This window comes from Aureimonas phyllosphaerae, from assembly GCF_900113065.1.
In the GTDB taxonomy this organism is placed as follows: domain Bacteria; phylum Pseudomonadota; class Alphaproteobacteria; order Rhizobiales; family Rhizobiaceae; genus Aureimonas; species Aureimonas phyllosphaerae.
The window spans coordinates 120,671-133,288 of record NZ_FOOA01000005.1 but is presented as its reverse complement, the minus strand read 5'-3'; the positions used below and the strand labels follow the sequence as shown (position 1 = coordinate 133,288).

Annotated in this window: 13 protein-coding genes; 4 read left to right on the top strand and 9 right to left on the bottom strand. The window is 72.8% G+C overall.

All coding sequences use genetic code 11. From position 1 onward, the window contains the following. Positions 1-53: 53 nt before the first annotated feature. Positions 54-281: a hypothetical protein gene (locus tag BM175_RS08980; protein ID WP_090962364.1), complete on the top strand. Its 228-nt coding sequence runs from the start codon at positions 54-56 to the stop codon at positions 279-281. Positions 282-283: 2 nt separating this feature from the next. Here the strand turns inward: BM175_RS08980 and cobT are convergent, their stop codons facing one another. Next, positions 284-1,300: a nicotinate-nucleotide--dimethylbenzimidazole phosphoribosyltransferase gene (gene cobT, locus BM175_RS08975; protein WP_090962172.1), complete on the bottom strand. Its 1,017-nt coding sequence runs from the start codon at positions 1,298-1,300 to the stop codon at positions 284-286. Between the two features lie 125 nt (positions 1,301-1,425). On the opposite strand from cobT, the gene BM175_RS08970 reads away from it, so the two are divergent. Further along, a complete protein-coding gene (locus BM175_RS08970; protein ID WP_090962170.1) occupies positions 1,426-2,202 on the top strand; it encodes an adenosylcobinamide-GDP ribazoletransferase in 777 nt (258 codons plus the stop codon). On the opposite strand, the gene cbiB is transcribed toward BM175_RS08970, so the two are convergent. Genes cbiB through BM175_RS08955 form a run of 3 tightly spaced genes read right to left on the bottom strand, consistent with a single transcriptional unit; the run spans position 2,192 to position 5,474 of the window. Further along, positions 2,192-3,157: an adenosylcobinamide-phosphate synthase CbiB gene (gene cbiB, locus BM175_RS08965; RefSeq protein ID WP_090962168.1), complete on the bottom strand. Its 966-nt coding sequence runs from the start codon at positions 3,155-3,157 to the stop codon at positions 2,192-2,194. The genes BM175_RS08970 and cbiB overlap by 11 nt on opposite strands. After that, on the bottom strand, positions 3,154-4,170 hold the full coding sequence (cobD, locus tag BM175_RS08960) for a threonine-phosphate decarboxylase CobD (protein WP_090962167.1): 1,017 nt from the start codon (positions 4,168-4,170) through the stop codon (positions 3,154-3,156). The genes cbiB and cobD overlap by 4 nt, the downstream gene beginning before the upstream one ends. Next, positions 4,167-5,474, bottom strand: coding sequence for a cobyrinic acid a,c-diamide synthase CobB (locus tag BM175_RS08955; protein WP_090962165.1), 1,308 nt, complete (start codon positions 5,472-5,474; stop codon positions 4,167-4,169). The genes cobD and BM175_RS08955 overlap by 4 nt, the downstream gene beginning before the upstream one ends. A gap of 144 nt (positions 5,475-5,618) precedes the next feature. On the opposite strand from BM175_RS08955, the gene BM175_RS08950 reads away from it, so the two are divergent. Both BM175_RS08950 and BM175_RS08945 read left to right on the top strand, forming a co-directional pair. Further along, entirely contained in the window at positions 5,619-6,737 is a 1,119-nt protein-coding gene (locus BM175_RS08950; protein ID WP_090962163.1) for a cobalt-precorrin-5B (C(1))-methyltransferase, read from the top strand. Continuing rightward, the gene (locus BM175_RS08945; protein ID WP_090962161.1) at positions 6,727-7,464 is read left to right on the top strand and encodes a cobalt-precorrin-6A reductase; all 738 of its coding nucleotides are present in this window, start codon (positions 6,727-6,729) and stop codon (positions 7,462-7,464) included. Before BM175_RS08950 ends, BM175_RS08945 begins: the two co-directional genes overlap by 11 nt. Here the strand turns inward: BM175_RS08945 and cobM are convergent. The 5 genes from cobM to BM175_RS08920 are packed head-to-tail and all read right to left on the bottom strand — an operon-like array spanning position 7,453 to position 12,614. Continuing rightward, positions 7,453-8,232: a precorrin-4 C(11)-methyltransferase gene (gene cobM / locus BM175_RS08940; RefSeq protein WP_090962160.1), complete on the bottom strand. Its 780-nt coding sequence runs from the start codon at positions 8,230-8,232 to the stop codon at positions 7,453-7,455. The genes BM175_RS08945 and cobM overlap by 12 nt on opposite strands. Beyond that, a complete protein-coding gene (cobJ, locus tag BM175_RS08935; protein WP_090962158.1) occupies positions 8,229-10,034 on the bottom strand; it encodes a precorrin-3B C(17)-methyltransferase in 1,806 nt (601 codons plus the stop codon). The genes cobM and cobJ overlap by 4 nt, the downstream gene beginning before the upstream one ends. After that, positions 10,031-10,762, bottom strand: coding sequence for a precorrin-2 C(20)-methyltransferase (gene cobI, locus BM175_RS08930; protein ID WP_090962156.1), 732 nt, complete (start codon positions 10,760-10,762; stop codon positions 10,031-10,033). The genes cobJ and cobI overlap by 4 nt, the downstream gene beginning before the upstream one ends. Then, positions 10,759-11,973: a precorrin-6y C5,15-methyltransferase (decarboxylating) subunit CbiE gene (cbiE, locus tag BM175_RS08925; protein WP_090962154.1), complete on the bottom strand. Its 1,215-nt coding sequence runs from the start codon at positions 11,971-11,973 to the stop codon at positions 10,759-10,761. The genes cobI and cbiE overlap by 4 nt, the downstream gene beginning before the upstream one ends. Beyond that, the gene (locus BM175_RS08920; protein WP_210185776.1) at positions 11,970-12,614 is read right to left on the bottom strand and encodes a precorrin-8X methylmutase; all 645 of its coding nucleotides are present in this window, start codon (positions 12,612-12,614) and stop codon (positions 11,970-11,972) included. The genes cbiE and BM175_RS08920 overlap by 4 nt, the downstream gene beginning before the upstream one ends. Positions 12,615-12,618 lie beyond the last annotated feature (4 nt).

The following is a 12,618-nucleotide window of genomic DNA, read 5'->3' as shown; positions in this document are numbered from 1 at the left end:
ACGGCGCCCCGCTATAAGGCGGGGGCCGGATGGACCGGCCGGAGGACCGCCCCTTGAAGGATGCCAGCCATCCCTTCTTCCGCCCGCTCTGGCGCCGTGTGGCGCTGGTCGCCGTCTGCGCCACGTGGACGGTGGTGGAACTCGTCGTCGGCGATCCGACCTGGGCGATCATGACGGGCGCGATCGGCGCCTATGCCGCCTGGACCTTCTTGATCGCCTACAAGCCCGTGGCGGACGAGCCGTCGGCGGACCGGGAGCCCGGACCGCCCGCCGGAGCCTGATCTCAGTCGCGGTTGGCGACCCCGGCCTGCGCGAAGGTCGCCATGCCGTTGTGGCAGGCGACCGCGGCCTTCACCACGGCGGCCGCGACCGCCGCGCCCGTGCCCTCGCCGAGCCGCATGCCGAGCGCGAGGAGCGGCACCTTGTCTATGTGACGCAGCGCCTTCTGGTGTCCTGGTTCGGCCGAGACGTGGCCGAACAGGCAGTGATCGAGCGCCCGCGGGTCCATCGCATGCAGCACGGCGGCGCTGGCGGTCGCGACGAAACCGTCGATGATGACGGGCACACGCTGCATCCGCGCGGCCAGGATCGCGCCGGTCATCGCCGCGATCTCGCGCCCGCCGAGACGCCGCAGCACCTCCAGCGGATCGGCGAAATGGCTGCGGTGGAGTTCCAGCGCCTCGTCGACCACCACGATCTTGCGCGCGATGCCGGCGGCGTCATGCCCCGTACCCGGCCCCACCCAGTCGGCCGCGGTGCCGCCGAACAGCGCCGCGAAAAGGGCAGCGGCCACCGCCGTGTTGCCGATCCCCATTTCGCCGAGGATCAGGAGATCCGGCTCGCCGGCGAGGCACTCCATGCCGAAGGCCATCGTGGCCGCGCAGTCGCGCTCACTGAGCGCCGCCTCCTCCGAGATGTCGGCCGTCGGGTAGTCGAGCGCGAGATCGAAGATCTTGAGGCCGAGGTCGAACGTGGCGCAGATCTGGTTGATGGCGGCACCGCCCGCCGAGAAGTTCTCCACCATCGACTGGGTGACGGAGGGCGGAAAGGCCGACACGCCCTTCTTCGCGATCCCGTGATTGCCGGCGAAGACCGCGACCACCGGCCGGTCGACGGTCGGGGCGCGTCCCTGCCAGGCCGCCATCCATTCCGCGATGTCCTCCAGCCGGCCGAGGCTGCCGGACGGCTTCGTCAGTTCCTCCTGCCGGTGCCGCGCGGCATGGCGCGCCGCCCCGTCGGCCTGTGGCATCTGGCGAAGGAGGGCACGGATGTCGTCGAAGGGAAGGCCGGTGGCGGACATGGTGGCTCCGGAAGGATCGGGCTTTCAGTTGGCCGGGGTGATAGGCGCAAAGCCGGAGCTTCGCAAACCCGGGTGGCCGACTGCGACGGCGAGGCCGCAGCGCGGCTTCGTGTAGGCTGCGAGCCATGATTCGCCTCGTTCACAGCGTGCTGCGCGCCTGCGCCTTCCTGACCCGCCTCCCGACGGTGCCGGCCGCCTTTGCCGGCGCGCCGGTGGCGCTTGGGCGCGACGCGCCGGCGTTTCCCGTGGCCGGCATCCTCGCCGCTGCCCTGCCGGCCCTTGTCCTCCTCGGCCTCCTTGCAGCCGGCCTCGCGCCGCTCGCCGCCGCAACAGCCGCCGTCCTCCTCCTCGTCGTCCTCACCGGCGCGCTTCACGAGGACGGGCTCGGCGACACGGCCGACGGGATCTTCGGCCATGCCGACCGGGATCGCGCCCTCGCGATCATGAAGGACAGCCGGATTGGCACCTATGGGGCGCTGGCGCTGATGGGCTCGCTGGCCCTGCGCATCTCGCTTCTGGCGGCGATCGCTGAACTATCCGGGCCCCATGCGGCGCTCGCGCTCCTGGCGGCGGCGGCCGGCAGTCGCGGCGCGATGGCGCTCCTGTGGTCCGCACTGCCGAGCGCCGATCCCGGCGGGCTCGCCGATCGCGTCGGGCGCCCGTCCGGCCGACGTGGCGCGGCAGCTGCCTTGGTCGGCCTCGCGCTATCGGCGGCCCTGACGCTCCCGGTCTTCGGATGGAGCGCGCTCGCGTTGCCGCCGGCGCTTGCCGCACTCGGCTGGTTCTGGCTGCGCGGCGTCCTCCTTCGGCGTTTGGGCGGGCAGACGGGCGACACGCTCGGTGCCTGCCAGCAGATCGGCGAGATTGCCTGGCTCCTCGGTCTTGCGCTGATCAGCCGATAAGGGCGATCGCGACCGCCGCGACAAGGAGGAGGTCGCAGGTCCGGGCGAAGAGGATGAGGGCCTTGCGGATGTCGGCGGCCGTGGCCTCGCGCCGGCCCGGGGCGTGGAGCATCGGCGCGTCCACGACGAGTTCGCCGTAGCGGCGGGGCCCGCCGAGCGCCAGATCCAGCGCGCCGGCCACCGCCGCTTCTGGCCAGCCGGCATTGGGCGAGCGATGGCGCGGCCCGTCGGCAAGGGCCGCGCGGACGGCGCGGCCGGCGGCCCGGCGTCCGAGGATCATGCCGGCCACCGCCGCGAAGACGGCGGCCGTCAGGCGGGCCGGCACGAGATTGGCGAGGTCGTCGAGGCGCGCAGCGGCCCGGCCGAAGGCGCGGTGCCGCTCGCTGAGATGGCCGATCATCGAATCGGCGGTGTTCAGCATCTTGTAGGCGACGAGGCCCGGAAGCCCGAAGAGGGCGAGGAAGAACAGCGGAGCGACCACCCCGTCGGAGGCGTTCTCCGCAAGGCTCTCGATCGCCGCGCGCGACACTCCCGCTTCGTCCAGCGCCTGCGGATCGCGACCGACGATCATCGAGACCGCCTTCCGCCCGGCCGGCAAGCCCTCCCGATCCAGAGCCTCCGCAACGCGCCGCACATGATCGGACAGGCTCTTCTGCGCGAGGAGGATCGAGGCGAGCGCGGCTTCGAGGACGAGGCCAGGCCAGCCGAGCGGGGCCAGGACGAGGTGGATCGCATGGCCGAGAAGCGCGGCCAGCATCAGGAGGACCAGGATCGACGCGAGGCCGGCAAGGCGCCGGACACCGTCCGGCCAATGCGGCCGGTTGAAGGTCCGGTCGGCAGCCGCGATCAGCGCGCCGAACCCGGCGACGGGATGCGGCACCCGTCGCCACACCGCGTCGGGATCTCCCACCAGACGGTCGATGGCGAGCGCGAGGGCGGCGAGGGCTCCGCTCAAAGGCCCACCTCCCGCCGCGCCTCACCGAGCGCCCGCGCAAGTCGCGCCGCCTCCCCCTCATTGCGGACAAGGCCGAAGCGCAGCCAATCGGCTGGGTCCGCAAAGGGGCGCACGAGAATGTGCCGGCGCGCCAGCGCTTGGAACACGGCGCCGGCGTGCAGGGTCTCGACGAGGGCGAAGAGACCGGCGTCGCCCTGCGGCGTGAAACCGGCATCCGCAATCGCGTTGCGCGTCTCCCGCCCGCGCGCCGCGATCTCGCGGCGCAGCCTGTCGACCGTCCTAGGGTCCGCCATGAGCCTCGCGCCGGCATGGAGCGCCGGCCCCGACACCGCCCAGGGGCCAAGGCGCGCGGCCAGGCTCGCCGCGAGCGCGGGCGTCGTCAGCGCGAAGCCGAGCCGCAGCCCGGCAAGGCCGAAGAACTTGCCGAAGGACCGCAACACCACGAGGCCCGGCCGACCCGCCTCGCCGGCGAGGCTCTCCCGCGGATCGGCGTCCATGAAGGCCTCGTCGACCACCAGCCAGCCGCCCCGCTCCGCCAGCCGGTCGCCGAGCGCCAGAAGCGAGCGGCGCTCGAAGCGACGCCCGTCCGGATTGTTCGGGTTGACGAAGACGGCCACGGCCACGCCGTCCGGCACCTCGTCCACGTTCGCGACGGCGCAGACGCGGTGGCCGGCCGCCGCGAAGGCGCGCGCATGTTCGCCATAGGCGGGGCGCAGGATCGCCGCTGCGCCGCCGGGCAGGAGATGCGGCAGGAGCGAGATCAGGGCCTGGCTGCCGGGTGCGGCGACAATACCGGCCGTCGCCGTCACGCCGTAATGATGCCGTGCGGCCTCGCAGGCTTCGCGTTCGAGATCGGCTTCCGGCAGGCGGGTGAAAAGGTCGGAAGGCAAAGGCGGCAGGGGGGCCGATAGCGGGTTGATGCCGGTGGAGAGGTCCAGCCAGTCCTCGCGCCGCCCCCCGAAACGATCGAGAGCCGCTGAAAGCGCGCCGCCATGGACAAGGTGCGGGTTCATGCGAGATCGATCACATGCGCGAACGAGCCGGACACCCGGCCGCGTCGCAGGCCAAGGGCCCCGAGGTCGTCGCCCAGCGCGTCCGTCGCATCGAAAAGGCGCTCGCCCGCGCCTTCCTCGATGACCGACGAGTAGTGGAACTCGTGCCCGACGAGAGGCCCGCTCCACGGCCCGCCCGGCCGCGATCGCAGCCGCCGGTAGCCGAGATGCAGCCGCCGCACCTTGAAGGAGGTTGCGAGGGGCAGGAAGCCGAGCATCGAATGGCTGACGCCGTCCGCCGTCTCCAGCCGATCGCCAAGCACCATGTAGCCACCGCACTCGCCGTAGATCGCGGCGCCGCGGTCGCGCGCGGCCGTCATGCCGGTGCGAAACCCTTCGGCCGCCGCGATCCGGCTCGCATGAAGCTCGGGGTAGCCGCCGGGCAGGAACACGGCGTCGCACGCGGGATCGGGCCCCTCGTCGGCGAGCGGCGAGAAGACCGAAAGGGTGGCGCCCGCCGCGTACCACCCGTCCAGAAGGTGCGGATAGGCGAAGGCGAAGGCCTCGTCGCGCGCGACGGCGATGCGGGCGCCGAGCGGCGGGAGGCGGGTCGGTGCCAAAGCCGGGTTTTCACGTGCGGGCACGGCGGCGAGAAGCGTCTCGAAGGCGGCGACGTCCGCCCCTTCCCCGAACCAGTCGGCAGCCCGCTCGAGGAAGGTCTCGAGCCCCGCCGTTTCGCCGGCCTGCACGAGGCCGAGATGCCGCTCGGGCAGGACCAGGGCCTCGCGGCGCGGCAGCACGGCGAGGATCGGCGGGCCTAGCGGCTCCAGCGCCGTGCGCAGGAGCGCCTCGTGCCGTGCGCTGCCGACACGATTCAGCACCAGCCCGCAGAACGGGAGGCCCGGCCGGTGGTCGCGAAATCCGCGCACGAGCGCTGCGACGGACTGCGACTGCTTCGCGCAGTCCACCACGAGAAGGACCGGCAGCCCGAGCATGGGGGCGAGATCAGCGGCCGAGCCCGTGCCGTCGGCCGCGCCGTCGAAGAGGCCCATCATGCCCTCGACGACGAGCGGCCGGCCGGCCACCTCGGCCAGCGCATGGATCAGCACGGGGCGCATGGCATAGGGGTCGAGGTTCACCGATGCCCGTCCGGCCGCGGCGGCATGGAAAGCGGGATCGATGTAGTCCGGACCGGCCTTGGCCGGCGCCACCAGAAGGCCGCGCCGACGCGCCCAGCGCAGGAGCGCCAGCGTGACGAGCGTCTTGCCGCTGCCCGATTGCGGCGCGGCGACGAGGAGACCGGGGCGAGACAAGGCGGTGTGCATGGTGGCGGCGCTTTTCGCATGGATGCGCGCCGCCTATAAGAGGCTCGATCGGAAAGTTCCCGGATCGGGATCGGCGGCACGCGCATCATGACCCCTTTGAACCGTCCTGCCGAGCCGCGCACGCCGCGACGCCGGCTCTAGACGATGGCCATCGAACTCGGACAGCGGCGCACGCGCTCCAGCGACATGCGCGACGGCGCGCCGCTGCGGCGCGGCTGGACCACCGGCGCCTGCGCGACGGCCGCCACCAAGGCCGCCTTGACGGCGCTCCTTGCCGGCGACTTTCCCGATCCCGTCGAGATCGTGCTGCCGAAGGGCGAGCACCCGGCCTTTCCGCTTGCCCGCACCGAGCGGTCGGAGAGCACGGCCTTCGCCGCGATCGTCAAGGATGCCGGCGACGATCCGGACGTTACGCATCTCGCCGAAATCGGTGCGCGGGTGCGCCTGGGGCCGCCTGGGTCCGGCATCGTCTTTCGCGCCGGACCCGGCGTCGGCATGGTGACGCGGCCCGGCCTGCCGATCCCGCCGGGCGAACCGGCGATCAATCCGGTACCCCGCGCCATGATGCGCGCCGAGGTCGAGGCGCTCTGCGCCGCGCATGGCGTGCCGCCGGATGTCGAGATCGCGATCGAGGTGCGCGACGGCGAGCGGCTGGCGGAGAAGACGTGGAACGGGCGGCTCGGGATCGTGGGCGGCCTGTCGATCCTCGGCACGACCGGCATCGTCCACCCCTTCTCCTGCGCCGCCTGGATCCATTCGATCCACCGCGGGATCGACGTCGCGCGCGCCTCGGGCCTCGCCCACGTCGTCGGCGCCACGGGATCGGCGAGCGAGGATGCCGTCCGCCGCCGTCATCCTGAGTTGCCGGAGATCGCCTATCTCGACATGGGCGACTTTGCCGGCGGCCTCCTGAAGTATCTTCGCCGCCATCCCGTGCCGCGCCTGACGCTGGCCGGCGGCTTCGCGAAATTTACCAAGCTCGCGCAGGGGTCGCTCGATCTTCATTCCGGCCGCAGCCAGGTCGACCTCGCCTTCCTGCTTGGCCTTGCCGGCGAGGCGGCGCCGCGTCTGGAGGCTGCCGTCCTCGGCGCCAACACGGCCAAGGAAGTGCTGGACTTCACCGCGTCGCAAGGGATCGACCTGGCAGCACCCATTGCCGCGCGCGCGCGCGCCGTCGCGATGGAGGCCCTCGGCGATGCGCCCGTCGCCGTCGAGGTGCTGGTGACGGACCGCACCGGCCGGGTGATCGCCCATGCCGTCTGAACGGCGCGTCCTGATTCTCGGCGGGACGGCGGAGGCGACGCGTCTGGCGGAGCAAGCCCGCCAAGACGTCGCGCCGCAGCGCCTCGTCCTGTCGCTCGCGGGGCGCACGCTCGCGCCCGACCGGCCCGAGGGGGTCGAGACGCGGATCGGCGGCTTCGGCGGCGCCGCGGGGCTGGCCGACTGGCTCGCGACTGAGCGCATCACCCATCTCGTCGACGCGACCCATCCCTTCGCGCCCGGCATCTCGCGCAACGCGGCCGCGGCGGCTGCGGCGGCTGGTGTCGCTCGTCTTACGCTCCACCGTCCCGGTTGGGAGGAGACGGCCGGCGATCGCTGGCAGTGCGTCGACTGCCTCGGTGCGGCGCGCGACGCCTTGCCCGAGGGCGCCCGGCCGTTCCTGGCGCTCGGCCGCCAGCATATCGCACCCTTCCGCCATCGCGCGGACCTTCGCATCGCCCTTCGCATGGTGGACCCGCCGGAGGATCTGCCGTTCGCCGCCGACGTCGTCCTCGGCAAGCCCGGAGACCGCGGGTCCGAGATCGCGCTGTTCGAGCGCCTCGGCGTCAGCCATCTCGTCTGCCGAAACTCGGGCGGCGCGGCGTCCTACGCCAAGATCGAGGCGGCGCGCTTGTTGGGTCTTCCAGTCATCCTGATCGACCGCCCCGCCCCGCCGCCGCCGCCGGTGGTCGGGAGCGTCGAGGCGGCGCTGGCCTGGCTAGCCGGCTGATTTCGCCACCTTGGGGCGGAGGATATGGGGATGGGAGGCGTCGTAGAGCTTGGAATCGACGAACCCCTCGGCGCCGAGCGCCCGCCCGACCAGCACGAGCGCGGTGCGGGTCAGCTTCGCCTCGCGCACCCGGCGCGCGACGGTCGAGAGCGTCGCGTGAATGAACGCCTCGTCCGGCCAGCCGACGCGGTAGGCGACGACCACCGGGCAGTCCGGCCCGTAGGCCGGCAGGGGCGATAGCTCGCGCTCGATATGGGCGAGGTTGCGGATCGACAGGTGGATCGCGAGCGTCGCGCCGCTGCGCCCCAGCGTCGCCAAATCTTCGCCCGCCGGCATGGCGGAGGATTTCATCGCCGTCCGCGTGACGATGACGCTCTGGCAGACCTCCGGGATCGTCAGTTCCTGCCGGAGCGCCGCCGCCGCCGCCGCAAAGGCCGGCACGCCGGGCGTCACGTCGTAGGGAATGCCGAGCGCATCGAGCCGGCGCATCTGCTCGGCGGTCGCGCCGTAGATCGACGGGTCGCCGGAATGGACGCGGGCGACGTCGAGACCGGCCTCGTGGGCTGCACGCATCTCGGCGACGATCTCGTCGAGATGCATCGGCGCCGTGTCGAGGACGCGCGCGCCGGCGGGCGCGGCCTTGACGATCTCTTCGGGCACCAGCGAGCCGGCATAGAGGCAGACGGGGCAGCGCTCGATGAGGCGCAGGCCGCGCACGGTGATGAGGTCCGGCGCGCCGGGACCGGCGCCGATGAAATGGACGGTCACGATCCGATCCCCGATCCGGCCTTGGCCGCGTAGCCGCGCGGCGTATAGGCGTAGGTGCGCCCCTCGCCGCTGACGAAGGCGCGTGTGTTGGTGGAGCCGACGACGACGACGGTGAGCATGTCCACCGCCTCGACGTCGAGATGCCGGAGTTCGACGATGCGCACGCTCTCGCCATCGCGCCCGAGATTGGTGGCGAGGACGACCGGCGTTTCCGGCGGCCGGTGAGCGAGCAGCACGTCGCGGGCATAGGCCAGCTGGGTGCGGCGGCGTTTCGAGACGGGGTTATAGAAGGCGATCACGAAGTCGCCCTCGGCCGCCGCCTCGACCCGGCGCTGGATGTCCTCCCACGGCGTCAGGAGGTCGGACAGCGAGATCGTGCAGAAGTCGTGGCCGAGCGGCGCGCCGGCACGGGCCGCCGCGGCCTGAAGCGCGGAGATGCCGGGCGACACCGCGATCGCGACGCGGCGCGCCGCATCCGACACGTCGCCGCGGTCGATCAGCTCGAACACCAGCGTCGCCATCGCGTAGATGCCGGCGTCACCCGAACAGACCAGCGCGACGTCGCGGCCCTCCGCCGCCAGTTCCAGCGCGAAGCGCACGCGCGCTTCCTCCGCGCCGAGGTCGAAGTCGTGGCGGCGTTTGCCGGCTGCCAGCGGCCCGAGGAGGTCGAGGTAGAGCGAATAGCCGACGAGATCAGTGGCGCGGCCGACCATGGCCGAGACCTCCGGCGAGCGCCACGCCGCGCCGCCCGGCCCGATGCCGACGACGAAGAGCCGTCCCCGCGCGCGGCCGATCACCCCGGCGTCGATCGGGCGCACGCTGCGGGCGAGCGCGGCGGTGGTGCGCGCCGACTTCTGCTTCGGCACCACCAATTCGCCGGCTTCACCGACCCCGGCCAGCGCCGCCCCCTCGGACACGCCGTGGCAACCGGTCTCGCGGAACACGACGTCGGAGGGATGGTGGAGCCGCGGCGTCTCGGCCTCCAGCGTCGCGGCGTCGAAGAAACGCGCCGGCACGCCGAAGCGGGCGGCGACGGCATGGACGGCGGGCTCGTCGGCCTTCAGGTCGATGGAAGCGACAGCGGCGAGCGACAGGGGGCTGAGGCCGGAGGCGGCCACGACGCTTTCCGCCAGCGCCACCGCCTCCTCCGGCGGCGCGCCGCGCTCGGCACCGATGCCGAGCACCAGCGTCTTCGGCCGGTAGAGGAGTTCGAGCGGGCGCGGCGCGCGGGCCTCGTCGGAGACCGACAACGTCACGCGTCCGTCGTCGGACAGCGGGATCGACGAGCGCTCCAGCCAGTCGGCCACACCCTCGATCCAGGCGTGCTCGCCGGCCAGAAGCTCCGCCATGACCGCCTTCGCATCGTCGGCGTTCTCGAGGACCCAGCCGGCCGGCGGATCGTCGAGCGCGATGCCGAAGCGCAGATCCCCCGCAGTCGTGATCGCCGGGGCGACCCGAAGCACGGCGGCGATGCGGCGGGCCAGATCGTTGGCGCCGTGATGGCCGCCGAGAAGCGGCACCACGGCCGATCCGTCCTCGGCGACGCACAGGACCGGCGGCTCCGCGCCCTTGTCGGCGAGACGGGGCGCGAGGATGCGAATCAGCGCGCCCGAGGCCATCAAGGCGACGATGGGGCGCCCTTCGGAGAAGAGCGCGCGAATGTGGTCGCCTGCCCCCGCGAAGGCGACGTCGCCGCCCGGCACCCGCTCCCCGGCATGCACCTCGCCACCGAGCGCATCGGCAAGCCGGCGGGCGAGCGGCAGGGCGGTGGGGCCGAGGCAGAGGATGGCAGGCGCGTTCATCGAAGGTGGGGTCCGTTCAGGGCGTCGAGGATCGCCGGCTCGGCGCCTTTGTAGAGAAGGATCATCGCGAAATAGGGGGCCGTCTCGCCGGTCTCGCCGAGCGGCAGGACGCGCTCGCCGGCCTGCCCGATCCGCTCGGCATAGGTCGCGCGATCCGTCAGGCCCATGCCCTCGATCAGCGCCTTGACGCGCGCGAAGTGCCGGCCGAGCTTCAGGATCGCGACGCTCTCGGCCGCTGCGATCGCCGACAGCAAGGCATCGTCGGCGAGCGTCGCGGGCAGGACGGCGAAGCGGTCGGTGCGCGCGCACAAGGGACGCCGGGTGCGCGCCGCCGCCGCCATCACCGAGGAGACACCCGGCACGACCTCGGTGGGATAGCGATGCCCGAGGCGCGCGAAGAGCTGGAGGAAGGAGCCGTAGAAGAACGGGTCGCCCTCGCAGAGCACCGCGACGTCGTGGCCCGCGTCGAGCTCGGCGGCGATCCGTGGTGCGGCGAGGTCGTAGGCGCCCTGCCCCGGCGCGCGCTCCGTCGACATGCAAAGCTCGATCGCGATCTCGCGCTGCGCAGGGCCGAGATGCGGCTCGGCAATCGAGCGTGCGAGGCTCGCGCCCCCCTCGGACAGCGGATAGGCAATGACTGACGCCTCACGCAGGATGCGCGTGGCCTTCAGCGTCAGGAGTTCCGGATCGCCGGGTCCGAGACCGACGCCGAAGAGACGGCCGCTCACGAAGCCCCCTGCTTGGTGATGTGCCAATGCGTCACCGGCATCGACGCGCGCCAGCCGCGATAGGGGCCGACCGGCTCGGCCGTCGCCACCGAAACGCGCAGGAGTTCGCCGCCGTGCACCTCATGGAGGGCGAGAAGGATCGCCTCCGATTCGAGCGTTACCGCATGGGCGACCAGCCGCCCGCCGGGCTTCAGGGACCCGAAGGCGGCCGGAAACAGGCCGTCAGTGAGGCCACCGCCGAGGAACACGGCATCGGGTGCGGGAAGGCCCTCCAGGGCAGCCGGCGCGCGCCCGTCCACGATGCCGAGGCCGGAGGGGGCGAGACGCGCGGCGTTCTCGGCGATCATCGCGCGGCGCGCCTCGACCGGCTCGATCGCGAGCGCCCGTCCGCCGGGGGCCGCGCGCAGCCACTCGACCGAGATCGAGCCGCAGCCGGCCCCGACATCCCACAGGAGCTGGCCCGGCATCGGTTCGAGCGCGGCGAGCGCCAGTGCGCGCAGCGTGCGCTTGGTCATCTTGCCGTCGTGCCGGAACGCGTCGTCGGCAAGGCCGGGCACACGCGAATAGGTCCGCACGCCCTCCTCGACGCGGCATTCGAGGCCGATCGTGTTCAGCGCGGCGACCTCGTCGAGATCGAACGTGCCGGCCACCGAAGAGCGCGCGCGCTCGCCAGACCCGCCGAGGTGTTCGAGGACGTGAAGCCGGCTACGCCCGAACCCGAGCTCACAGAGCCGGGCCGCGAGCAGGGCCGGCGTCGAACCATCCTCCGACAGGAGAAGGAGGCGGGCACCGTCGGAAAGCTCGGCGAGGACACTTTCGATCGGCCGCCCATGCACCGAGAGGCAGCGCACCTCCTCCAGCGACCAGCCGAGCCGTGCGGCAGCGAGCGAAAAGGCGGACGGAGCGGGCAGGACGGCGAATTCGCCGGCATCGAGCACCGTGCCCAGCCAGCGCGCCGGTCCGAACCACGAGGGATCGCCGGTCGCCAGTACCACCGCCGGCCGGCCTCGCGCGGCGAGGATGTCGGCCGCCGTGTCGGCAAAGGGCGAGCGCCACGCCCGTCGCTCGGCCGGGTGGTGGGCGGCGAGCATCGCGAGATGCCGCGTGCCGCCGAAGACGATCTCGGCCTGCGCAAGCCGGTGCGCGGCGTCGGGCGAGAGCGTGTCGAGCCCGCCGTCGCCGATGCCGATGACATGGAGCCACGGCGTCATGCCGGTGCGCCTGCGAGGCCGGCGGCCAGCGCGTTGACGGCGGCGGCGGCCATCGCGCTGCCGCCGCGCCGACCGGTGAGCGTCGCGAAGGGAATGTTCCGCGGGTTTGCGGCGAGTTCCGCCTTGGATTCGGCGGCGCCGACGAAGCCGACGGGAAAGCCGAGGATGACGGCCGGGCGCGGCGCGCCTTCGTCGAGCCGCTCGAGGAGGCGGAACAGGGCGGTCGGGGCGTTGCCGATCGCGACCACGGCACCTTCGACATCGTCGTCCCACCAATCGACCTGCGCGGCGGAGCGGGTGGTGGAAAGACGGCGGGCGCGCTCCGGCACGCCCGCCTCGTTCAGTCGGCACAGCACCCGGTTGCCGGCCGGCAGGCGGGCCCGGATCACGCCGTGCGCCACCATCTCGGCATCGACGAGGATCGGTGCCCCGGCCTGCAAGGCCGCCCGTCCCGCCTCGACGACGCCCGCCGAGACGACGAGGTCGCCGATCGCGTCCACCATGCCGCAGGCATGCGCGATGCGGATCGCAAGGTCATGCGCATCCCCCGGCAGACGCGCCAGCGCCGTCGCGCCTTCCTCGCGGATGGTGCGAAAGCTCGCGTCGTAGATCGCGGCGGGGTCGCGGAGATAGGCGGGCACGGAC

Bases quoted from the DNA above. Each gene is read 5' to 3' on its own strand.
- cobT (WP_090962172.1), bottom strand. From the start codon at position 1,300: ATGTCCGCCACCGGCCTTCCCTTCGACGACATCCGTGCCCTCCTTCGC.
- BM175_RS08970 (WP_090962170.1), top strand. From the start codon at position 1,426: ATGATTCGCCTCGTTCACAGCGTGCTGCGCGCCTGCGCCTTCCTGACC.
- cobD (WP_090962167.1), bottom strand. From the start codon at position 4,170: ATGAACCCGCACCTTGTCCATGGCGGCGCGCTTTCAGCGGCTCTCGAT.
- BM175_RS08955 (WP_090962165.1), bottom strand. From the start codon at position 5,474: ATGCACACCGCCTTGTCTCGCCCCGGTCTCCTCGTCGCCGCGCCGCAA.
- BM175_RS08950 (WP_090962163.1), top strand. From the start codon at position 5,619: ATGGCCATCGAACTCGGACAGCGGCGCACGCGCTCCAGCGACATGCGC.
- BM175_RS08945 (WP_090962161.1), top strand. From the start codon at position 6,727: ATGCCGTCTGAACGGCGCGTCCTGATTCTCGGCGGGACGGCGGAGGCG.
- cobJ (WP_090962158.1), bottom strand. From the start codon at position 10,034: ATGAACGCGCCTGCCATCCTCTGCCTCGGCCCCACCGCCCTGCCGCTC.
- cbiE (WP_090962154.1), bottom strand. From the start codon at position 11,973: ATGACGCCGTGGCTCCATGTCATCGGCATCGGCGACGGCGGGCTCGAC.